This is a genomic window from Paenibacillus chitinolyticus NBRC 15660, from assembly GCF_000739915.1.
In the GTDB taxonomy this organism is placed as follows: domain Bacteria; phylum Bacillota; class Bacilli; order Paenibacillales; family NBRC-103111; genus Paenibacillus_F; species Paenibacillus_F chitinolyticus.
This window is the reverse complement of record NZ_BBJT01000019.1, coordinates 20,321-39,782: the sequence shown is the minus strand read 5'-3', so window position 1 is coordinate 39,782 and position 19,462 is coordinate 20,321. Positions and strand designations below refer to the sequence as shown.

Genomic DNA, 19,462 nt, shown 5'->3' with positions numbered 1-19,462 from the left:
TACGCTTTCCTAGAAAAATAATTCTGCTCTTCTTCATTTATTTTAGCTAATAATCCCCGGAATGCAAACATATACATGCTGTAGATGCTTGTCAACGGGGTGAAAATCATGAAAGTAAAGATGGCCAACCGAAAAAAAGCCTGGCTCGTATCCACAGCCGCCGCGTTCCTGGGCGCAGCTTTCCTCGCCAACTCGCTCCTTTCTTCCCCTGAAGAAAGGACGGGCCAGACAAGCCGGGCCGTTCTGTCCGGAACCGCTCAGAATCCAGTCCCCCCGGTGAATGCGGAACCTTCTTCTTCAATCGGTCAGCCGCCGGCGACAGGAGAAGGTGTACACCAGCCTCTCAGCAAGCGCATCGTCGAATATCACATCAATGTGGAATACAGCCCGGAAAACCAGAAACTCCTCGGCCAGCAGACCGTCACCTGGAAAAACCCGGGCAGTCAGCCTGTACAGGAACTGTACATGCATCTTTATCCGAATGCCTTCGCTTCGGAAAAGACGACTTTTATGAAGGAATCCGGCGGCAAGCTGCGGAGAGACGAAGCCAAAAAGGGCAGCTTCGGAGATATGGAACTGCGCAGCATCAAAACCGAGGACGAAACCGACCTCAGCTCCGCGATGCAGTTCGTCCAGCCCGATGACGGAAACCCCGACGACCGGACGCTGATCAAGATTACGCTTCCGAAGCCTGTCGCCGCAGGAGCCGCCATTACGCTGCATACGGATTTTGCGGTCAAGCTTCCGCAAGTGTTCGCCCGCATGGGCATAACGAAAGATTTCGTTATGGCGGGCCAGTGGTTTCCCAAGCTTGCCGTGTACGAGCCTGCCGGCACCCGGGGACGGACCGCGGAAGGATGGAACCTGCACCAGTACCACGGCAATTCGGAGTTTTACGCGGACTTTGGCATTTTCGATGTCCGTGTGAAAGTCCCGGCGGATTACATCGTGGCCGCCACCGGTTTTCCGACCAAAAATCCGGTCGTCGAAGCCGGCAAGAAAACCTATCAGTTTTATGCGGATGACGTACACGATTTCGCCTGGTCCGCTTCGCCTAACTTCAAGGTGTTTGAAGAGCCCTATGCCGCTCCCAATTTGCCGGGGGTCAAGATCAAGCTGTACCTCGATCCCAAGCATGAACCGTACAAGTCCCGCTATATGATCGCCGCCAAAAAAGCGCTGAGCCGCTACTCCCAGTGGTATGGTACGTATCCGTACTCGACCTTATCCATTGTCGTGCCTCCGGAAGAGGCTAACGGGGCGGGCGGCATGGAATATCCCACGCTCGTTACCGCTTGGGGAGCCTCCGAGGGGACGCCCGATCTGGACCTTGAGCGGGTCGTCGTCCATGAGATCGGCCACCAGTTCTGGTACGGACTCGTTGCTACCAATGAGTTCGAGGAAGCTTGGCTGGACGAAGGATTCACTTCCTACACCGAGGATAAGCTGATGGAGCTGGAATACGGGTCGAAACCCAACCTTCCGGTCGAAGCGAGCTATATCACCTCTCCGGCCGCGCTGCAGAAAAATGCGTGGAGTTACCGCAGCCACAGCGAGTACGCCGACAACGTGTATACCCGCGCCAAGCTGGTCCTCAAGGAAATCGAGCACCGGGTCGGGCTGAACACGATGGACCGCATCATGAAAACATACTTCCAGCGTTGGAAATTCAAGCACCCGGGAACCCGCGATTTTCAAACGGTCGTGGAGGAAATCACCAAAACGAAATGGACGGAGTTTTTCGACCAATATGTATACGGCAGCATGATGACCGACTATGCGGTCGATAACATCCGCATCCGCCAGACGAACGAGTCGGGACAGTCGTTGTACGAAAGCAGCGTGCTGGTCCGCAAGTTCGGCGGCACTGTACCGGCTGTGCCGATCCGGTTCCATTTTGCCGACGGTTCGACGACAGAGAAGGTCTGGGACGGACAGGGCGAGCAGATCGAGTACAAGCTGACCCATAAATCGCCGGTGGATTGGGTTTCCCTGGATCCCAAATACACCATGAAGCTCGAAAACCGGCATATCAACAACTATATGAAAACCGAAGTCGACACCACGTGGAGAATCCGCTGGACCCTCGGCGTCGTCAAACTGCTGGAAACGCTGTTCGATACTGTAGCCTGGTGAGGTGATGAGATGCTCCGCTATCTACGACAAGGCTTGACGGCCGCCCTCAAGCAGCCGTTCGCCGTTTGCGTGCTGTATGTGTACCAGTTTGCCTGGGGGATTCTGCTTTATAAATGGGTCCAATCCATTATCGTCCCTCTGCTCCACCGTTATCCCGGCAGCGATCAACCTCAGAGCGCCGTTCATTTGTTCTTGGCGGAAAGCCAGTTCCGACTTGTAAAAACGGATCTCATCCAGCCGTATCTCGAATGGCTTCTCATCCTGCTGGCCGTCCGGATGCTGATCAGTCCCATGCTGAACGCCGGCGTGCTGTACTCTCTGGAACACCGGCAGATGAATGCGGGCTACCGATTTATGAAAGGAATCCGCGAGCTACTGCTGCCCTTCTTCCTCTATTATCTCCTTCAAACGGTCCTTATGCTTGCGCCGCTCTACTGGCTGGCTCCCAAAGCGCTTGCTTTGTTCAATAAAGCCTACAGCTTCGAGCCGCTTCTTCTGTCCGCGCTTCCCTGGGCGGCTCTCTATGCCGTGTACGCCCTGCTTATTCAGCTCCTGTTCCTGTTCCTGCAGTTCGGCCGGGCCTCCGAGGATCGACGGGGACTTCTCGCGGTGCTTCCGGTCGTGTTCCGCCAAGGCTTGCGGATCACGGGCAATGCCCTCCTGCTCGTCCTGCTCGGCTTCCTTCTTGCCGTCGCGGCGACTTATGCCTCCTATATATGGGCAGGCCTGACGGCGCTCATTATCCACCAGATCTACCCTTTGGTGCGCACCTTTGTCAAAATGTGGTCCATCGCCGCTCAGCGCGAAATCTGGGAAAGCTATCGCATCTAGAAAAGCTTGTTTCTCTGCCCGTAAGCCGGGCGGCAAGACAAACGAGTCACATTCGCCCCTCCCCTTCTTAACCGTCCTCTTTCCGGATTGTTCCGGCGCGATATCCGTCTCCCCCTGCCGTTCACTGGCCAGGGGGTTTTTAGTTTCCATTTGCGTTTTTTTCAGCTATCATGGAAAGATAGAAGATAAAAGGAGGCATTACCGATGATATCCCCACGGACAAGCACCGTCGTGGCGGCAGTAATTGGCCTTTGCGTCGCCGCCGGGTCGTTCTTTTACGGACAGTCCGACGTTAAAGCCAAAGAGGTTGTGGCGATCGGTCACGACGTCCGCATCTCCAACCAGGCATTCGACAAAATGAAAGCCGAAGTCGATCTGGCCTTTCAGATGCAGGGCGCTCAAAACAATTTGACCAACGATCAGCTTCTCGATCTGATGCTTAAGGACGAGCTCTTCGTCCGTTACGGCCAGAAGCGCGGAGTCAAAGTCAAGGAAGCCGAAGTGAAGCAGGCTATCGACCAGCAGCGCAAAGCGCTGGAAGCGGCCGGTCCCGAAGCGGCTCAGTTGAAGGAGATGCTTTACAAAAGCGCCGGCTTGACCGAGGCAACCTACTGGACCGATCCTAAAACCGTCAACCAGTACGCCAAATATCTCCTCCAGCAAAAGACAATCGAGTACCTCGTCAAAAAAGGCGAGCTGAAAACGCAGGAAGATCTCAACGCCCTGCAGGAAAAACTGCTCGCCGAAACGAAGCCGGGGCTGCGCGTAAAGTTTCCGGACCAGCCGAAGACTTAGCTCGGCTCTAAGCTGAAAGACATGGAAAACCCGCCCTTTTTATACAAGAAGGCGGGTTTTTTGATCTACTTTTTTCCCTGAAATCCGACTAAATAACTGCTTTTGAAACTTTTTTGTAACTATTTTTAGTTTTTTGGAAGGAATTTCTGGACCTATGGCGAATATTTAGTGTCGGAACAGAAAAAGATTGCCGAATTTCTTCTCAGACAAAAGGAAGAGAGCGGGGGATCCACTCTGGGTGAATTGATCTTGCAACACAGGGATCATAGGGGACCTTCTACCGAACCCTCCAGCTAACCTCGTAGGCACAGGAAGGAGCAACACAGTTGAAGAAAGTCTTGTTGTTTGTTTTGAGCTTGACCCTGTTTTTGAGTGTGGAAATCGGCAGCGCTTCCGCGAAGTCGACGCTCAGCTCCACGATTGACGGATTGGTAGGGACGCCTTACAAGTATTCGGGCACATCGACCAGCGGTTTTGATTGCTCGGGTTTCACGTCCTACGTATTTGACCGGTTCGGCATTGATCTGGCACGCACTTCAAAAGCACAGAACGGCCAAGGATCCTCGGTTGCGAAAAGCGATCTGAGACCGGGTGACCTTGTATTTTTTAACACCGACGGAAAAGGCATCTCCCATGTAGGTATTTACATCGGGAACAACAAGTTCGCCCACTCCGCCACGAACAAAGGTGTTACAAAGAGTGACTTGAGCGAATCTTACTATGCGAAACGATACGTTTCTGCACGCCGCGTTATCGGCGATGACCTTTTTAACAAGATCACTGCAGACTAGTAAGACGCACTCGTAATGGAACGCAGCATATACCCGAAAGGGAGCCCCGTAATCCAGGTTGCCGCCTGGCTTGCCGGGCTTCTTTTCATTTACGCCGGATTTCCTGTTACTATTGAAGTTAGACGAAAAAGCAAGGAGCGTCCCTTCATTATGATCCTTTTTATCCATCGCAAAGATCTGCGGATTGACGACCTGACTGCGTTTGATTACATTCACAGCTTGGGGCGTCCAAGCCTGCATGTCCTGATACTGGACCCTTTCCTGCTGCGCGACGGCCGGGACCGGGAACACAGCGGAATCAACTTCCTCCGTCACGTTTCCAGGCTTATCCGCGAATACCGGAAAGCGGGCGCTCATCTGGAAGTGCTTGCCGGTGAGCCTCATGTCGTGGTCGATCAACTGCTGGACGCGCTTCCGATTGAAGAAATCGTCCTGAACGGCGACATTACGCCCTACGCATTAGTACGCGACCGCAAACTGAAGGTTTCAGCTTCTGCGCGAGGCGTTCCGGTTACTACGCTGATCGACCACACTCTCGCCGATTTCGGGGATTTCCAGCATTTCGCGGAGCGCCGCACCCCTTACCAGGTATTTACCCCTTTTTATAAAAAATGGAACGCTTACATGCACCTTTTTTTCCGGCCGTCGTCGGCCGTCACCGTGCGCGATTTGCAGACACGGCCGCTGCCGGACCGCGAAGCCTGGTCCGCCCGGTTCCCGCTTCCGCTGGACCCGGAAGCGGCGGGCACGGCGCCTGATCCCGCTCAGACTCTGAGCGACTTTCTCGAAGGAGGCCTCCGCGCTTATGAAGCGCAAAGGGACCGGTACGCCTTCGAGACGACCAGCGGGATCAGCCGCCACCTGAACACCGGCGCGCTCTCCGTGCGCCGGGCGTATGAAGCCGCTCTCGGCAGCGAGCGGCACGAAGCCTGGACGCGCCAGCTGGCGTGGCGCGACTTCTACCTGTACCAGGCCGTCTATAACCCGGATTTCTTCGTCTACGAGAAGAAATTCGATTTCTCCGGCCTGGAGGACACGCTCTTCGAGCGGTGGTGCCGGGGGCAGACCGGCATTCCGGTCGTGGATGCGGCCATGGCGGAGCTGAACGCCACGGGGCACATGCCGAACCGGCTGCGGATGGTGACGGCCATGTTCTTGACCAAGAACCTGCGGTGTCCCTTCACGCTGGGTGAACGGTATTTCCGGCGCAAGCTCGCCGATTACGACAACGTGCTCAACCGGGGCGGCTGGCTGTGGAGCGCTTCGCTCGGCTTCGACGCGTCTCCGTACTTCCGCGTCATGAACCCCGTCACCCAGTCGGAGACGCATGATCCGACGGGTATGTATATCCGGCGGTGGCTTCCCCATCTCGCTCATCTGGGCGATAAGGAGATTCACAAACCGCAGGCTGACGCGATTGTCGATCTGAAGAGCTCACGCGCCGCAGCGATCGAGATTTACAAGCACATGCTGGCGGAGGCTAAACCTGACGCCGGTGCGGGCCCCGCCGGATTTTCACCCGACGGCTTTCCCCCTGTTTAAAGCTTCGTTCTTCGGGTAAATAGAAGTACGAGGTGATAAACATGGAAAATCCAATGGTGAAATGCAGCATTGCCAACTGCGAATACTGGGAGCAGGGCAATAACTGCAGCGCGGAAGTTATTATGATCGAAGTAAACGCTCATTCGAACAAGCCGCAACCGCAGGAGCGGGACGGTCTGCCTTACGATTCCGGACATCAGGATTCCGCCGAGGGCATCACCGACACCTGCTGTCAAACTTTCGAGGAACGTCATCATCACTAATTCAATCGAACTTTTCATTAGAAAATGAAAATGCCGACAGCAGAGGAACCTTATCGCTCCCCTGTTGTCGGCTTACAAAATAATCCCGCTGAGATCAGCGGCGGGTTAAAGACCGGACAGTCTCCATTCTGTCCGGCTTTTTTCATGCCGAAACGCTCCGCCTACTTCTGCAGCCATATTTCGTATGGCTTCCGCCCTTTTACCCCTTACCAGCCGAGATCCAGCTTCTTTCCGGTTTCCACGAATGTTTTTATGGCGCTCAGCAGCATCCACCATGCGGGGTCCGCTTTTTCGTAGGAAGGATGATTATCGACCCACTGATCGTTGATCAGAGTCAGCTTGGTGCAGCCGGCGAACGGCTCCAGCTTAATGGTTACACGCGTAGTGATATCCGCATGATTCGGATAGTACGTAGGACCGGGGTGTTCAATGTAACTAAGGATACGGTTCGGCTCGTATTCCAGCACTTCTCCGTAGATATGAACGGTCTGCTCGCCGTCATTGCCGGGTCCGATGAACCGGATAGATTCACCGGGGACATAAGAAGAATCGATCACACAGTCGAAAAAGATTTTACGGGTTTTTTCCGGCGTCACGAAAACCTCCCAGACCTGCTCCGGGCTGCCGTCGATATAAAAATGATAACTGAGATCCATTGAATTTTCCTCCCTAACCTAGTGTCGGCGTCTTGAGATAGCTTGGCCGTTTTGCTACCATCAACATTACAGGACCACGGCGCAAACCGATTGTAAAAAAGCGTCATCTCCCCTGAGACTTCATCTGGAACGGAGGCGGCTCCGCATGAAACCCGAAGAGAATCCGGCCGTCGTCAACAAAGGCATTTTAAATTACGAGGAAGGCCGTCAAAGGTTCACCATTTCCCGACGATTGCCGGCTCCGGAGCTGGCCTTTTTTATCCGGCATTACTGGCTGATTCATTGGGACTTGAGAGGACTTCCTTCTCATACCCAGGAGGTGCTCCAGCCTCCCTGCTTTAATCTGGTTTTCGAAAAAGACAACACGCGGGTCTACGGAACGAATACAGGGAAAATGTCGCAGCTTCTTGAGGGCAAAGGAGAAGTATTCGGCGTTTTGTTCCGGCCAGGCGGGTTTTATCCGTTTTACCGGCAGCCGGCTTCGGAGCTGGTCAACCGCAGCTTGGCTTTCCGGAAGGTTTTCGGCATAAGCAGCCTTCCGCTGGATGACGCTCTGTTCTCTCATTCCGATGAAGACACGAAAGTCCGTTATGTGGATGATTTTTTCAAAAAAGAACGGCCGTCAAAAGACAAGCAAATCGAAACCGTCAACTCGGTTATCGACTACATTGCGGAACACAGGGAAATCAACCGGGTCGAGGACGTCGGGGTCAAGTTCGGCATCTCCGTCAGAACGATGCAGCGGATGTTCAGCCAATATGTCGGCGTCAGTCCGAAATGGGTTATCAAGAGATACCGGCTCCAGGATGCGGCCGTATCGGCGGATGCGGGAGAATCGCCGGACTGGTCGAAGCTCGCGGTAGATCTGGGCTATTACGACCAGGCTCATCTGATTAAAGATTTCAAAACGGTTATCGGCAAATCACCGGAGGAGTACGTGCGCAGTAAACAAGGTTAGATCGGCAGAACCAGAGTCCCCTAAAAAAACGGAACGGCCCGCCGATTTAGCGCTTGGAAGCACGCTGCAATTCAGTGAGGCCGCTTTGTGAAATTAGTCTTTAGTCCGCTTTCCGCAAAGACGGGATTTTAACGATCAGCCAGAAGGTAAAGGCAAGCAGGATAAGAGCGCCGCCCATTACAATGTTCTGTATTCCCACGCCAACGCTGAGAAGCAGTGAAGTCAAACCGTATGAAATTGGCGTAAGTCCCATGGAAGACATCGTCTGAATACTCATCACACGACCGATATACGCTTTGTCGGTATGATTCTGGATCACGGAAATGGCGCAGATGTTTGAGATTCCCATCGAGATTCCCATACAGGCGGCGAACACGGCTCCAGTCCACAGTGTGACGGCCATGCTCAACGCGAGAAAGCTGAACGACAGGCCTAACTGGGCCAGTACGCTGATCAAGCCTCTTCGGCGTTTCAAGTTGAGAAAGCCCAGCACAATCGAGCTGATCAGCATTCCTCCCGCCAGGAAGGATTGCAGCATGCTGAAATCGAGTGTCTCCCCTTGCAGAACGTGTTTGACGAAAATCGGGATGCCGATGGCAAAGGGACCGGTAAAAAACAGATTCAAGAACAGCGTCTTCAGCACAAACGCCTTCAACACGGGCGCCTGACGGACGTAGCCGATCCCTTCTTTGACGCTGGTCAGCATCGGAATCCGGTCCGCTTTCGTGTCCGGCGATGGGGATTTCCGCACGCGGACAAGCAGCGCGAATAGGGCGCCCAGCGCCAGCAGCACGGTAATCAGGCCGAAGATTCCTTCATACCGGAGAGCGACGATGACAAAACCGCTGATCATCGGCCCGAATATCGAGGTGGACTGATTCGTCGTCTGGATAATGGAGTTGGCCCTCGTCAGCCCCTCTTTGGAAACGATGGACGGGACGATCGAACCCGAAGCGGGCCAAAAGAACGCGTCCAGTATGCCGAACAGCAGCGCGAAAGCGGTCAATGCGCCCAGTCCGATTCCCCCGCCCTCAACCAGAACCAGAACCAAGACGGCGAGCAGCGCCGATTTGGTTATCGTCGACACGAACATGATCTTCGACGGGCTGATCCGGTCCGCCAGCACGCCCCCGATCACCATGAACAAGACGCGGGGCAGCGTCCCGATCATATAAATAACGCCGAGGGAAGCTTCCATGTTCAAGACGTTCACCACGTACCAGGCTTCCGCGAAATAGAACATGTTTAGGGCGAGGCCCGAGAAAATCGTAGACAGCCACAGCATCGCGAACGCTCTTTCCCGGAAGAGCGACGATGCCGGACCGGGCATCCGCTCCGCCTGGATTCGGGCTTCCAAGCTACTCATCTTCCTTCTCCCCTTTGAAATACGGCTCGTCGATCTGGAATGCTACCGTCATCAGATAAAAAGTTTCCATCTCCTCTTCCGAAACCTCTTCTTCCGCCATCCGGTTCAGCTCCTGGATCAGCTCGTGATACTTCGCGACCCATTTCTTAAACTTTTCCTTTGGAATGTTCACTTCAGTCTGACTCGCTATGCGGTGCCATTTCCTGTGATCTTCGGAATCCGTCAGGAAGGCGCTCTCCGGGGCCGCCAGGGCACGGCTCTTGGCCCGGTCCAGAGTGGATATCGTCATCAGCCGTCGGCTCTCCCCGTATTCATGGTGGAAGGATAGCAGTTCCGTAGACGGAATAAAGCTTTTCGCCACGGCCCGATACAGCTTCTGGGTCATGTTCCCTTTGCGATTTTCCTCCACCAGCCGAATCAAGCCGTTCTTCTCCAGATCCTGCAGGTGGTAGTGGACTTTCGATCGCGATTCCCCCATCTGCTGAGAAAGCTGCTGCCCCGACCGAGCCTCCTCTACCAGCAGGCACAAGATTTCAATCCGCAGCGGATCGCTCAATGATTTCAACTGTTCGAGATGCGTTAGCACCATAATGTCATTTTGTTTTTCCATACATGTCAGCTCCATTTGACTTGTCAGTTTTTATTGACAACAAAAACTTACCAAATAATCTTCACTCCTGTCAAGATAGATTTAGTAAAAGGAAAAGGCCGCATGAGGTACTTTGCATACCTCATGCAGCCTTTTAGAGAGGAGCCTCTCAAGACTCGGATCGGGACACGCCCGGCTACCGATTAATTTTTGTGCAGCTTGCCGTGCCAGTTAATAAAATTGTTCACGACCACATTCAGGAACTCAATAGTAGGCTCGTGGTGCAGGTTGCCGTCTTTATCGATTTTTTCATGGACAAGGCCTACGTACACTTCGTTGCCGGGAAGAAGCACGGAAGAAACTCCCGGCGAGAACAAAATATCGCGCAAATGCTCTTGCGCCCGTACAGTGCCAAGAAGCCCCATCGAAGCGCCCATGATCCAGGATGGCTTGCCGATCATTACGCGGTCCCCGCGTGACAGCCAGTCCAGGGCATTTTTCAGCACGCCGGGGATCGAGTAGTTATACTCGGGCGTAACCCAAAGCACGGCGTCGGCGCCTGCAATTTTGCCGCGGAAATCCAGCACCGACTGGTCCGGAGTCAGCTCGATATCTTCGTTGTAAAACGGCAGATCGTTTACGCGGACGATTTCCACGTCGAGCCGATCTTTAAAAGTCTTCTGCACATATTCCGCAAGCTTCAGGTTATATGAATTTTTGCGGTTGCTTCCGATAACTGCTGCGATTTTCATAAGCAAACCCTCCGATGTGTAGTTTTAGTTGCTATATCAACCAAATGATAAACAAGAGCGAGCGGCGGGCTACCGCTTACGCACATTCTCGCGGACCTTTGTAAGAAGCCTCTTCAGCTCGGCCGCCTCTTCAGCCGTAAAGCCTGCTCTGAGATGCTGTCTCATATGGCTGCTGATCTCTTCCACGGTTGCTTTTAGCGCCCGTCCCTCATCGGTCAAATACACTTCAACCGAGCGGCGGTCGCCGGCGCTGGGGGTACGGCGTATAAAGCCCTTGTTCTCCAGACTGGCAAGCATTCGCGTAATGCCGGATTTGTCTTTGCTAAGGCGTTCCGCGATCTCGTTCTGCGACAAGCCCTCCTGCCTCAGTAAGAGCGCAATCACCAGATGCTGTTCCGGAGCAAGCTGTATGGGAGCCAGCCATTTCTTCAAGTAGCTGGTAATCTCCAAATCCGCCATATGGATCATCAAACCGATATGCTCTTCCATGTCCCGTTCCATTCGTTCACCCTGTTCATATTAGTTGATATAACAACAATATCATTTTTATTATCTTAAAAGTTTGGAGGAATGTCAAGGGAAGCGGGATTGTTGCAGATTGGTTTCGGATAAATTGAATAAGTCTAAACTCAACCTTGATACTGGAGAAAAATTGTTCGACGATGGTTTCTGGGGGAGCAGATCATCCGCACACTTAACAGCTTCAAATCCCCACTATCGATTTGAAGGAGTGATGTTGTTTGAATAGGGGCAAAAACACAAAGAGCCCAAACAGTGACGAGTATATGAATCGCTTTGGCTCACCGGAATGGGATGATCGGCCTACAGATCAGCTGACGGGAACAAGTGAGGAAATAGATGAAAATGAACGGTACCAGCCAACCGTCGAACTCAAACCTATTGATGAGAACAACTGGTATGAATGCACCAAGCTTGAAGTTTCGGACGAGCAAAAGAACGTATTTCCTGTTCCGGCTGTGTATTGGCTTGCGGAGTCGGCTTATTGCGGATTTACTCCTTTGGCCGTGTATACCGGTGAAGAATTAATCGGATTTGCGGTCTACGCCGTCGACCCTGACGATGGAAGCTACTGGATCATGGCCTATATGATCGATCACAAGTTCCAGCATAAAGGATTGGGCCGATCCGGCATGGAGGAGCTGGTACGTTATATCCACGACAAGCACGGCTGCGACAAAATCGTACTCGGGCATCGGGCCGAAAACGAACGGGCTTCCCGTTTATATGCTTCGTTAGGTTTCGAAGAAGTAGGCCGGGACGGCATCGAAATTATACGGGAATTGACCCTTTCGAAAGCAAGATGATGAACGTTCGAGACTTAAGAGCCGCAAGATTTGCGGCTCCTTTTTATTTTCCCCCGAGACCCGGCGGGCTGCGCTTGGGTTGTGAGTGTATTTGCCTCAAATCAAAGCAGATTAAAGAATTGCCCAATCTTTCTCCGCTTGCCCAGAATATATTACAGATATCAATCAAGAGGAGTTGATATTTTGGTACGTATTCTCGATAAAGCTGCCGTTCAGCCGCTCCGCAGATTCAACTTAGCAAACTCATTTACAATCCGACGTTCACCGGCAAGATCTCGTCTTGCAACAATCACTATAGTTATTCCAAGGAATTCTCAACCTAATCGGGTAGATTTGGTAGCAACCGTCGGTGTTCGAGGTGTCACGGGCATTGCCCAAATATTATTTAGAATCTTCCGCGATGGAAAAGAGATTTTCAACACACAACAAGGTATCGAATCTATTGGTTCTGAGCAAAATTATGCAGTTACGTTCCAGGCGGAAGATAGAAATGTAAAAACGGGCACCCATGTTTATACAGTCACAGCAGAAAACCGTACTGCAAATACAAGAGCAGATGTTGTCGGGCCTATATCGTTCAGTGGGCTTGCCGTTAAAACGAGAACATAAAACCCATTTGCATTTTTCAGCACCTGAATAGAGAGACCTGCAAATGTCTCGTTTTGGAGAATGGTGTAGATGAAAAAGTAAAAGCAGCTCGTTCCTTATCAGAGGGTGGGCTGCTTTGCTCTAGTACTAGCCCTTCGGCGGAGGGGATTCTGCCGTGGATTGGGCTAACGAGATGGAAAAGCTGGCGCGAGAAGTTATCGTCGTTCACAGACGGTCCGAATTTACCGCCCATGAGCAGCCAGTTGCACAGATGCGATCTTTTGCCAAAGTCATGACGCCATATACCATCTCCAGCCTGCATGGCACCGCTGATCGAATCGAACGGGTCATGCTTGCTCATGCGGGAACCGGGGCGTCGGATGTGACTGAAGTCGATGAAGTCGTCGTAAGTCACGGATATGATCGTGATTCCGGAAACCTCGTGAAATTGGGGACTGGAACGTGCAGAGTACGGAATCATCGTCGATGCGAAAATGCGGACGAGCCAGCCGGGCATCTTCGGCGCGGGTGACTTCATCACCTACGGCAGCGGCCAGGCACTGAACGAATCGTCTTCGATCAGCAGCCTGGCTTGTTGTTTTAAAAAGGACCTTCGACAGGAAGCAACGATGTTTAGCCTTCTCGCAAAAGGGATTGAGGGGTTGTGGTTCGGTCAAGACTCAGCTGTTTGCAGACTGTTGATGATCGTTTGCGGCTTCAAGGAACGAAAACAACTGTCGATTCATTTCATCGGCACCTGTTCCAAGCCAAATCAAGTGTCCCCATAAGTCAAGCTCGCAAAGTCGGGAGTTCGGTATTAGTCGACTAGCATGCCGAGCATGATCCACACTTACGGATGCATCATGAATACTATGCATAATTAGAGTAGGGCACTTGATGGCAGCAAGTGCTGAAGTCGCATCTTTACCGGTATGAACCAAATCTATCAGAAAGCCGTGTCCTGACCGCTGTTGAGCTATAATGCTTTTAAATTTCCTACGATCGGCATCATTGATTTGCGGTAATACCTCCTCCTTCGGCAGTTTGCTAAAAGAGGGAATCATATTGCTCAACAGAAAGGACGGAAATAGCTTATTCAAAAGTCGAATAATAGTCCAAACGTATTTTTCTATAGGAGGCCGAAACAAGAATTGGGAAAATTTATACAGCTTGTCGTCAGGATTTAACCAGCATTGGGTTACGGCGGATTGCAAGACAAGGCTTCTTACTCGATTTGGAAATCTGGATGCCAAATGAATTCCGCTCGGGCCTCCGGCGGACATAGCAATAACATTGACCTGCGGAATTTGCAACTCATCAAGCAGCTCGATATATGAATCACATGCGACAATAAGCGATTCTCCAAGTTCCTTGGATGTTCTGCCGTAACCTGGCCTCGAAGGAGTAATGACAGAGAAGTGACGAGCCGTGAGTTCGTTTCTGCCTAATTCTCCATAGCAACTCGAATGGCCCCCGTGCAGAACCAAAACCGGTTCTCCTTGGCCGACAATGCTGTACTCTAAGATAAATCCGTCTTTTGTCTGGTGTTGACGAATAGACTTATTCATTTACACCCTCCATAAATGAACTTAAATTCGTTATTGAAGCAAAAATCGTAATCCTTTTTAAAGAATAGCTTGCAGACCTTGAAACCAAACCAATAAATATTGGCGAACCATTCTTTTGCAATCTTCGGTTCCTTCATGGAGCCTAATAATTTCAAAATATCCTTGTAGAAATGCGACAGAAACAGGCCACGCGACTTGCGGCTTCAAACCCTCCCCGCCCTTATTGCTGTAATCCGCTAAATGCATAGCTACATTATCCGCCATCATTTGGTGAAATTTCTGAACGGCGTTTTCGTTCCGGGTGCCTCTAGCACCATCGATTAAAATCAAGAGTGGTGTACGGTATTCAACGACGATATTCGTTAAAGCTTCAACGATAAGTTCAAAGATATTCCCTTGACCGTGTGGTTGAGCATGATGATTGCTTATCAGCGTTTCCAGCTCATGGTACACAGGCGATATAACGGAATTAAACAAGTCTTCTTTATCCTTATAATATCTGTACAAGTTCCCAACGGAGATACCTGTCTGGGCCGCAATTCTTTTCATGGATGCCCCCGCATATCCGAATTGAGCAAACTCAACTTGAGCACTCTTGATAACCGCTTGCCTCAATTCCTCTTTCAAAACTTGAACCATAAATGAACCTCCGTTCATTATTGATTATAGAAAAAAATTTCCATAAACACAAGTTGTTTGTTTACGCTGGCGCCGCTGCTTGCGCGTCTGGCTGCAAATGAAATAATCAATCGGGAATCAAGAAGCGAATTAGTCCCTTGTCGACTCTCCCGTTTTAAGGACCACACGAGGGATGACCCCGCTGTTTCTCGCGCATGAGGTTGTGAATCAAGTGGAATCGCATGCACGTGCAAATTGACCTCGATACTCCTGGACACAAAGCAAAGGAGTACATCGTCACATGAGCGACGGCGTACTCCGTGTTACAACCTGTATAACTGCTTACGCCTTCTCCTCTTCCCCCACCGCAATCGGATTCTACCCTAATGTCGATTCAAAACGAGTTAAGTTGCGAAACCAATTATAAAGTTAAATTGTCGATACAAACTCCATGGCTAATCGTTCTTTCTCCGCAATGTCGACTAGAAGCTCGGATGCAAGTCTTAGCTCCTGTTGATTTCCGGTTCTTCCCGCATTATCAATCGATGCCGAAACACCGTTCCACATCGGCGCGATTTCCGTAAACAGAAAGTATGCCTGCTCTAATTTAGAATCACCGAACAAATCCACACATTCTTTTAGAAAATCTCTATACAGGTTTCGAAATAAGGCGCCGCCGGTCCCCGCTCTTTCCATCAATAAAGCGGTCAAACACAGATCTTTCTCTAAATCCTTGCTTCTAGAAGGCCAATTCAGGATTTCACCGCTCATTTTTTTGATTCCTTTATTGCCCATATTGCGGATAGGCGGATTCAAATAGTCATGAGCATTGTTGATAAGGGATGATCGTATGGCGGGTGCAAGCGGCGGAAGGGTTTCCGTTGGCTCGATCGTAAAGGAGCGATTCCTGGAGCTCATGGGCCCCTTTGCGTTTCTTGCCATAGTCAAATTCGACAATCGCGTTGTCACGAGTCCGCCTTGTTGGCTTGTGTCTGCCATATAGGCATATTCGTCATCCATGCCATATATCACCGCATAGTGGGCTGCAAAGTGTATCTTGTTTGTAAAGTAATCTAAATAATACGAATCTAATTTAAGTCCCACAGGAATTCCACGGTCTATGCAGCTTTGCACGTTCTGCCATGCTTTTGTAACAGACGAGGTTTCTTGCACCCTGATATTCAAATTGAGCCGCGATGCTATGCAAGCAGACAGTTCATCAGGCTTTACTCTACCCCCAATAAAAGGAAAGTCCATTCCCTTCGAATCCCAATAAATGAATCCCAAACCTTGCCCTATACCGAATAACATCGGCTCCGATAATCGAACACCTTTATGTTGAAGGAGATGGCCCATCGCTGTCGTCTCGCAGTGTTCTCCCTGAAAAAGAGCAAAACCTTCAATCAACATGGGCATGTCCCTCCAGTTCCCCTGTTAGTTCACTGATCAGATTTGCGACAAATGTCTTTTCAGTCTCAATGAGACTCATCGGGTGACGGAAAAGAGCCCTAACGTGCAATGGCAATCGATAGCCGCCTTGCGATTCATATTTCTGACCTAAGTTCCTCAATGTCTCCTCTAGAAAGTTCTGCCGTTTCCGCAAAGCTTCCACGGCTTCATTTTTCCCTATAAAAGGGAGAGCCGCGAGTCCGAGATCGAAACGGTTATCCCGTTCCCGCGTAGAAGCTAGGCTTACGATGATTTCATTCCTTAATGTTTCTATCCCCGCTTCCATCATGACATACGTAGACGGCACAGGTCCTTTGCCAGACTTATGAACGGAATCTTCGGATCGGATCAGTCGTTTGTCTTTCAGTTTCTGCAATCCGACGTAAATAGAAGTAGTACCTATATTCGCCCATTCCCTGTAGCCTCTAAGCTCTATTAACTTATTGATTTGGTACCCCGACGCTTGTTTGGATTCCGCAATAATTTGCAGCAACATAAATTCCACGTTGGAAAGAGAATTCATTGTTTTTCTCCTTTGTTATATTACATATATGTAATATAACACTAGTGAAATATAAGATCAAGAAGAGCTACCCTAGCATGACGGTCGGACTCTTGCTCCCAAGCCAAAGACACCGCGCACGTTTGTGGATGGATATACTGGACGAGCTTTTCAACAGTAACCTGTCTCAATTGTTGAACCGTGGCTGGTTCTGGGCCTGCTGCAACTGTTTTCTCCGGCTTCTTGTTTGCAAGCTGTTCAACGGAAAGCCCAAAAAAGGCTGCAACAGGTCACTTGTTCACAACCTGTCGCAGCCCCCAAACCCGCGTCCGACGCGGCCTCTCGGCTCTTACTCTTCTCCCGTCGCCACCGGGTTGTCCGCATAGCTGACCCAATCGCTCCAGCTTCCCGCGTACAGCTTCACGCCCGGGATGCCGGCTTCCTCCAGCGCGAGCACGTTCGGACAGGCGGTGACGCCGGAGCCGCAGTACACGATCAGCTCTTCCGCGTTCTCCAGCCCGCTGAACCTCTCCTTCTGCTCCTCCGCGCTCCGCCAGGAGCCTTCCGCGTCGAGCGCGTCCTTCCAGAAGCGGTTCCGAGCGCCCGGGATGTGTCCCGCCACCGGATCGATCGCTTCCTGCTCGCCGCGGTAGCGGACTCCCTCGCGCGAATCGATCAGGACGGTACCCTTCTCGCCCAGCTTCGCCTTCACCTCGTCCATACTCGCCAGCATGTGCCGCTGAACCTTCGGCGAGAAGGTCGCCGGGCTTGCTTGCGGAGCTTCAGCCGTTACCGGGTAACCGGCCGCCTTCCACTGCGAATAGCCGCGGTCAAGCACGTAGACGCGCTCATGACCGAGAAAGCGCAGCATCCACCACAGCCTCGCTGCCATCGCTCCGCCCTGGTCGTCATAAGCGACGACTGTCTTGGAGGCGTCGACTCCGATCGCGCTCGCGCGCATGGAGAAAGCGCCCAGATCCGGCAGAGGATGGCGGCCGCCGTGCTCCCGCTTCTCGCCGGACATGTCTTCCTCCAGATCCACATAGAAAGCACCGGGGATATGGTCGATGCTGTAGTCCTGGCGGCCGCTCCACGGCTCACCCAGCGCAAACCGGCAGTCCGCGATCAGAAGATCGGGGTCCTGCAGGTGTTCGTAAAGCCATTCCAAACTGACAATATTCCGCATCCGAGTCAAAGTCCTCCCCGCCCTTACAGGCTGCATATTGAGTTTAAAACCGCATGGCGGAGCAGGAAGAACCGGCCCTTCTCCGACGGAAGCGCAAGCGTCCCGGCTATAGAACCGTCCGGCCGCCTAGTCTCCTACACCGATGACAGGTTTGATGGAGTAAGGGTACCATTCTTCGCGTTCTCCGCCCATTTTCTCATAAAATTTCTGAGCATTCTCATTGGCCTTGGACGTTTCCCAAAGCATGGCCACATAGCCATTATAAGCGGCATACTGGTTGCATGCACGGAACAATTTGGTACCGACGCCTTGAATCCGGCATTTCTCCGTCACGAACAGGTCGTTCATAATAACGACTTTGCCCGTGCGGAGCGTGCTATATGTAAAATATAAGGTGGCGAAACCGACTAACTCCCCGTCGTACACGGCGACGAATTGCGTGCCTGCTTTCTTTTCCATCAAGACATCCAGCAGGTTCTCCAACTTTTCCTCTTCCGGACGCGGATAGTGATAAAAATCGTAAATATAAGTGTTCATTAACCCACGGAGAGCATCACGGTCGTTCAGCTCCGCCTCGCGTATTTCAACACGGCTCATACACAACCTCCTCTTCTAACCCTTAGTATTCCTTAATTTCCCATTCCTGTCACTTGATTTTTATCGACAAAAAATGTGGGATTTCTTTTTGCCCTTATAGACAAGGTATTTTATAATAGAGATAATAAACGGGGGTAAGTATAAGTTTACCATATGGAACCCTATAAGAAAAATATCTATAGCGGTATATGATTTAGATCTAAATATTTCTTTAGAATCTTATGCCCGGTAAAGGAGATGGATCATGCCCGATCAGGGTTATCTTGAGATGGAAAAGTCCTTCAGACAGCTCTTGAGGAAATTGTCCAATGAATGGACGAAGTACGTCGACCGCTCTTTTTCCAAATCGCAGTTTCTTATTCTGGAAACGCTGGTCAAAGAAGGACCCCAGAAAGTATCGAGCCTGGCGGAAGCGTTGTTTATTACGGCGGGAGCTATCACAGGAATGTCGGACAAACTGATTGCCGGGGGCTATGCGGAACGGATACGGACGGAAGAAGATCGCCGTGTCGTGTTCCTGGCTGTTACTGAGAAAGGCCGCGAGATGGTAAAAGTGATGAGTGAGTATCGGCTCGGCATTATCAAGCGCATGATGCAGGGCTTAACCGACGAGGACATGACCAATATGTCGCGTATTTTCGCTCATATGATCGACAACCTCGATAAAGGAGAGGAAGCGGCAGACTAGCTTGACGATAGCTGTCCCTCCTGCGCAAGCGGTACCACATCCGAATATTGTACACACAATAACGGCCTATTCCTTCATGAAAATTACCGGGGATAAGGGGCCGTTTTTACTTTTCGGCGGATTATTCCGGAATCACCCCGCTTCACCATAGCATTCGTTCCATGCGGCTGTTCTTAGTCTGTATAGGGTTAACTTCACCTGTTCTAATACAGAATTCTGTTCTATAATAGACCCAATCCTATTTTAACCAAAGGCGGACAAA

At 51.3% G+C, this 19,462-nt stretch carries 22 protein-coding genes and 1 riboswitch; of the genes, 11 read left to right on the top strand and 11 right to left on the bottom strand.

Going from position 1 to position 19,462, the window contains the following annotated elements; all coding sequences use genetic code 11:
- The first annotated feature begins 108 nt into the window (after positions 1 to 108).
- The 6 genes from PCH01S_RS27210 (at position 109) to PCH01S_RS27185 (ending at position 6,358) form a co-directional block, all read left to right on the top strand.
- Positions 109 to 2,136 carry a M1 family metallopeptidase gene (locus PCH01S_RS27210; protein WP_241688756.1) on the top strand — a complete coding sequence of 676 codons (2,028 nt, stop codon included), beginning with the start codon at positions 109 to 111 and terminating at the stop codon, positions 2,134 to 2,136.
- A 9-nt stretch (positions 2,137 to 2,145) separates the two neighbouring features.
- Complete coding sequence (locus tag PCH01S_RS27205) at positions 2,146 to 2,967, top strand: hypothetical protein (protein ID WP_042235186.1); 822 nt, start codon at positions 2,146 to 2,148, stop codon at positions 2,965 to 2,967.
- A 204-nt stretch (positions 2,968 to 3,171) separates the two neighbouring features.
- Positions 3,172 to 3,762, top strand: coding sequence for a SurA N-terminal domain-containing protein (locus PCH01S_RS27200; RefSeq protein WP_009671606.1), 591 nt, complete (start codon positions 3,172 to 3,174; stop codon positions 3,760 to 3,762).
- A gap of 178 nt (positions 3,763 to 3,940) precedes the next feature.
- Positions 3,941 to 4,085: riboswitch (cyclic di-AMP (ydaO/yuaA leader) on the top strand.
- Between the two features lie 3 nt (positions 4,086 to 4,088).
- Positions 4,089 to 4,553: a C40 family peptidase gene (locus PCH01S_RS27195; protein WP_009671580.1), complete on the top strand. Its 465-nt coding sequence runs from the start codon at positions 4,089 to 4,091 to the stop codon at positions 4,551 to 4,553.
- 150 nt (positions 4,554 to 4,703) lie between these two features.
- Positions 4,704 to 6,095, top strand: a complete 1,392-nt coding sequence (locus PCH01S_RS27190) for a cryptochrome/photolyase family protein (RefSeq protein ID WP_042235228.1) — start codon at positions 4,704 to 4,706, stop codon at positions 6,093 to 6,095.
- A 41-nt stretch (positions 6,096 to 6,136) separates the two neighbouring features.
- A complete protein-coding gene (locus PCH01S_RS27185; protein ID WP_009671636.1) occupies positions 6,137 to 6,358 on the top strand; it encodes a DUF1540 domain-containing protein in 222 nt (73 codons plus the stop codon).
- A 206-nt stretch (positions 6,359 to 6,564) separates the two neighbouring features.
- Here the strand turns inward: PCH01S_RS27185 and PCH01S_RS27180 are convergent, their stop codons facing one another.
- Positions 6,565 to 7,014, bottom strand: coding sequence for an SRPBCC domain-containing protein (locus PCH01S_RS27180; RefSeq protein ID WP_042235183.1), 450 nt, complete (start codon positions 7,012 to 7,014; stop codon positions 6,565 to 6,567).
- Between the two features lie 145 nt (positions 7,015 to 7,159).
- Between PCH01S_RS27180 and PCH01S_RS27175 the strand changes: the two genes are divergently transcribed.
- Complete coding sequence (locus PCH01S_RS27175) at positions 7,160 to 7,972, top strand: helix-turn-helix domain-containing protein (RefSeq protein WP_042235181.1); 813 nt, start codon at positions 7,160 to 7,162, stop codon at positions 7,970 to 7,972.
- 100 nt (positions 7,973 to 8,072) lie between these two features.
- Here PCH01S_RS27175 and PCH01S_RS27170 read toward each other — a convergent pair whose 3' ends face one another.
- The 4 genes from PCH01S_RS27170 to PCH01S_RS27155 form a co-directional block, all read right to left on the bottom strand.
- Entirely contained in the window at positions 8,073 to 9,338 is a 1,266-nt protein-coding gene (locus tag PCH01S_RS27170) for an MFS transporter (protein WP_042235179.1), read from the bottom strand.
- Complete coding sequence (locus tag PCH01S_RS27165) at positions 9,331 to 9,948, bottom strand: ArsR/SmtB family transcription factor (protein ID WP_042235178.1); 618 nt, start codon at positions 9,946 to 9,948, stop codon at positions 9,331 to 9,333. Before PCH01S_RS27165 ends, PCH01S_RS27170 begins: the two co-directional genes overlap by 8 nt.
- A gap of 182 nt (positions 9,949 to 10,130) precedes the next feature.
- A complete protein-coding gene (locus tag PCH01S_RS27160) occupies positions 10,131 to 10,679 on the bottom strand; it encodes an NADPH-dependent FMN reductase (RefSeq protein WP_042235176.1) in 549 nt (182 codons plus the stop codon).
- 69 nt (positions 10,680 to 10,748) lie between these two features.
- Positions 10,749 to 11,180, bottom strand: a complete 432-nt coding sequence (locus tag PCH01S_RS27155; protein WP_042235174.1) for a MarR family winged helix-turn-helix transcriptional regulator — start codon at positions 11,178 to 11,180, stop codon at positions 10,749 to 10,751.
- Positions 11,181 to 11,464: 284 nt separating this feature from the next.
- Here PCH01S_RS27155 and PCH01S_RS27150 point away from each other — a divergent pair, with 284 nt between their 5' ends.
- From PCH01S_RS27150 to PCH01S_RS31550, 3 genes are all read left to right on the top strand, one after another.
- Entirely contained in the window at positions 11,465 to 12,004 is a 540-nt protein-coding gene (locus PCH01S_RS27150) for a GNAT family N-acetyltransferase (protein ID WP_241688757.1), read from the top strand.
- A 183-nt stretch (positions 12,005 to 12,187) separates the two neighbouring features.
- Positions 12,188 to 12,613: a hypothetical protein gene (locus PCH01S_RS27145; RefSeq protein ID WP_042235170.1), complete on the top strand. Its 426-nt coding sequence runs from the start codon at positions 12,188 to 12,190 to the stop codon at positions 12,611 to 12,613.
- Between the two features lie 172 nt (positions 12,614 to 12,785).
- On the top strand, positions 12,786 to 13,124 hold the full coding sequence (locus PCH01S_RS31550; RefSeq protein ID WP_241688926.1) for a hypothetical protein: 339 nt from the start codon (positions 12,786 to 12,788) through the stop codon (positions 13,122 to 13,124).
- Positions 13,125 to 13,272: 148 nt separating this feature from the next.
- Here PCH01S_RS31550 and PCH01S_RS27135 read toward each other — a convergent pair whose 3' ends face one another.
- From PCH01S_RS27135 to PCH01S_RS27110, 6 genes are all read right to left on the bottom strand, one after another.
- Positions 13,273 to 14,160, bottom strand: a complete 888-nt coding sequence (locus PCH01S_RS27135; protein ID WP_042235168.1) for an alpha/beta fold hydrolase — start codon at positions 14,158 to 14,160, stop codon at positions 13,273 to 13,275.
- 57 nt (positions 14,161 to 14,217) lie between these two features.
- On the bottom strand, positions 14,218 to 14,799 hold the full coding sequence (locus PCH01S_RS27130) for a TetR/AcrR family transcriptional regulator (RefSeq protein WP_042235166.1): 582 nt from the start codon (positions 14,797 to 14,799) through the stop codon (positions 14,218 to 14,220).
- Positions 14,800 to 15,207: 408 nt separating this feature from the next.
- Complete coding sequence (locus PCH01S_RS27125; protein ID WP_042235164.1) at positions 15,208 to 16,194, bottom strand: BtrH N-terminal domain-containing protein; 987 nt, start codon at positions 16,192 to 16,194, stop codon at positions 15,208 to 15,210.
- Positions 16,178 to 16,750 carry a helix-turn-helix transcriptional regulator gene (locus PCH01S_RS27120; protein ID WP_042235162.1) on the bottom strand — a complete coding sequence of 191 codons (573 nt, stop codon included), beginning with the start codon at positions 16,748 to 16,750 and terminating at the stop codon, positions 16,178 to 16,180. Before PCH01S_RS27120 ends, PCH01S_RS27125 begins: the two co-directional genes overlap by 17 nt.
- A gap of 328 nt (positions 16,751 to 17,078) precedes the next feature.
- Positions 17,079 to 17,915: a sulfurtransferase gene (locus PCH01S_RS27115; RefSeq protein WP_042235160.1), complete on the bottom strand. Its 837-nt coding sequence runs from the start codon at positions 17,913 to 17,915 to the stop codon at positions 17,079 to 17,081.
- Positions 17,916 to 18,041: 126 nt separating this feature from the next.
- Positions 18,042 to 18,512, bottom strand: coding sequence for a GNAT family N-acetyltransferase (locus PCH01S_RS27110; protein WP_042235158.1), 471 nt, complete (start codon positions 18,510 to 18,512; stop codon positions 18,042 to 18,044).
- 244 nt (positions 18,513 to 18,756) lie between these two features.
- On the opposite strand from PCH01S_RS27110, the gene PCH01S_RS27105 reads away from it, so the two are divergent.
- Complete coding sequence (locus tag PCH01S_RS27105; RefSeq protein WP_042235156.1) at positions 18,757 to 19,200, top strand: MarR family winged helix-turn-helix transcriptional regulator; 444 nt, start codon at positions 18,757 to 18,759, stop codon at positions 19,198 to 19,200.
- Positions 19,201 to 19,462 lie beyond the last annotated feature (262 nt).

Excerpts from the sequence above, each read along its gene's own strand:
- PCH01S_RS27210 (WP_241688756.1), top strand. The coding sequence starts at position 109 with ATGAAAGTAAAGATGGCCAACCGAAAAAAAGCCTGGCTCGTATCCACA.
- PCH01S_RS27205 (WP_042235186.1), top strand. The coding sequence starts at position 2,146 with ATGCTCCGCTATCTACGACAAGGCTTGACGGCCGCCCTCAAGCAGCCG.
- PCH01S_RS27200 (WP_009671606.1), top strand. The coding sequence starts at position 3,172 with ATGATATCCCCACGGACAAGCACCGTCGTGGCGGCAGTAATTGGCCTT.
- PCH01S_RS27190 (WP_042235228.1), top strand. The coding sequence starts at position 4,704 with ATGATCCTTTTTATCCATCGCAAAGATCTGCGGATTGACGACCTGACT.
- PCH01S_RS27185 (WP_009671636.1), top strand. The coding sequence starts at position 6,137 with ATGGAAAATCCAATGGTGAAATGCAGCATTGCCAACTGCGAATACTGG.
- PCH01S_RS27180 (WP_042235183.1), bottom strand. The coding sequence starts at position 7,014 with ATGGATCTCAGTTATCATTTTTATATCGACGGCAGCCCGGAGCAGGTC.
- PCH01S_RS27175 (WP_042235181.1), top strand. The coding sequence starts at position 7,160 with ATGAAACCCGAAGAGAATCCGGCCGTCGTCAACAAAGGCATTTTAAAT.
- PCH01S_RS27170 (WP_042235179.1), bottom strand. The coding sequence starts at position 9,338 with ATGAGTAGCTTGGAAGCCCGAATCCAGGCGGAGCGGATGCCCGGTCCG.
- PCH01S_RS27165 (WP_042235178.1), bottom strand. The coding sequence starts at position 9,948 with ATGGAAAAACAAAATGACATTATGGTGCTAACGCATCTCGAACAGTTG.
- PCH01S_RS27160 (WP_042235176.1), bottom strand. The coding sequence starts at position 10,679 with ATGAAAATCGCAGCAGTTATCGGAAGCAACCGCAAAAATTCATATAAC.
- PCH01S_RS27155 (WP_042235174.1), bottom strand. The coding sequence starts at position 11,180 with ATGGAACGGGACATGGAAGAGCATATCGGTTTGATGATCCATATGGCG.
- PCH01S_RS27150 (WP_241688757.1), top strand. The coding sequence starts at position 11,465 with ATGAATCGCTTTGGCTCACCGGAATGGGATGATCGGCCTACAGATCAG.
- PCH01S_RS31550 (WP_241688926.1), top strand. The coding sequence starts at position 12,786 with ATGGAAAAGCTGGCGCGAGAAGTTATCGTCGTTCACAGACGGTCCGAA.
- PCH01S_RS27135 (WP_042235168.1), bottom strand. The coding sequence starts at position 14,160 with ATGAATAAGTCTATTCGTCAACACCAGACAAAAGACGGATTTATCTTA.
- PCH01S_RS27130 (WP_042235166.1), bottom strand. The coding sequence starts at position 14,799 with ATGGTTCAAGTTTTGAAAGAGGAATTGAGGCAAGCGGTTATCAAGAGT.
- PCH01S_RS27125 (WP_042235164.1), bottom strand. The coding sequence starts at position 16,194 with ATGCCCATGTTGATTGAAGGTTTTGCTCTTTTTCAGGGAGAACACTGC.
- PCH01S_RS27120 (WP_042235162.1), bottom strand. The coding sequence starts at position 16,750 with ATGAATTCTCTTTCCAACGTGGAATTTATGTTGCTGCAAATTATTGCG.
- PCH01S_RS27115 (WP_042235160.1), bottom strand. The coding sequence starts at position 17,915 with ATGCGGAATATTGTCAGTTTGGAATGGCTTTACGAACACCTGCAGGAC.
- PCH01S_RS27110 (WP_042235158.1), bottom strand. The coding sequence starts at position 18,512 with ATGAGCCGTGTTGAAATACGCGAGGCGGAGCTGAACGACCGTGATGCT.
- PCH01S_RS27105 (WP_042235156.1), top strand. The coding sequence starts at position 18,757 with ATGCCCGATCAGGGTTATCTTGAGATGGAAAAGTCCTTCAGACAGCTC.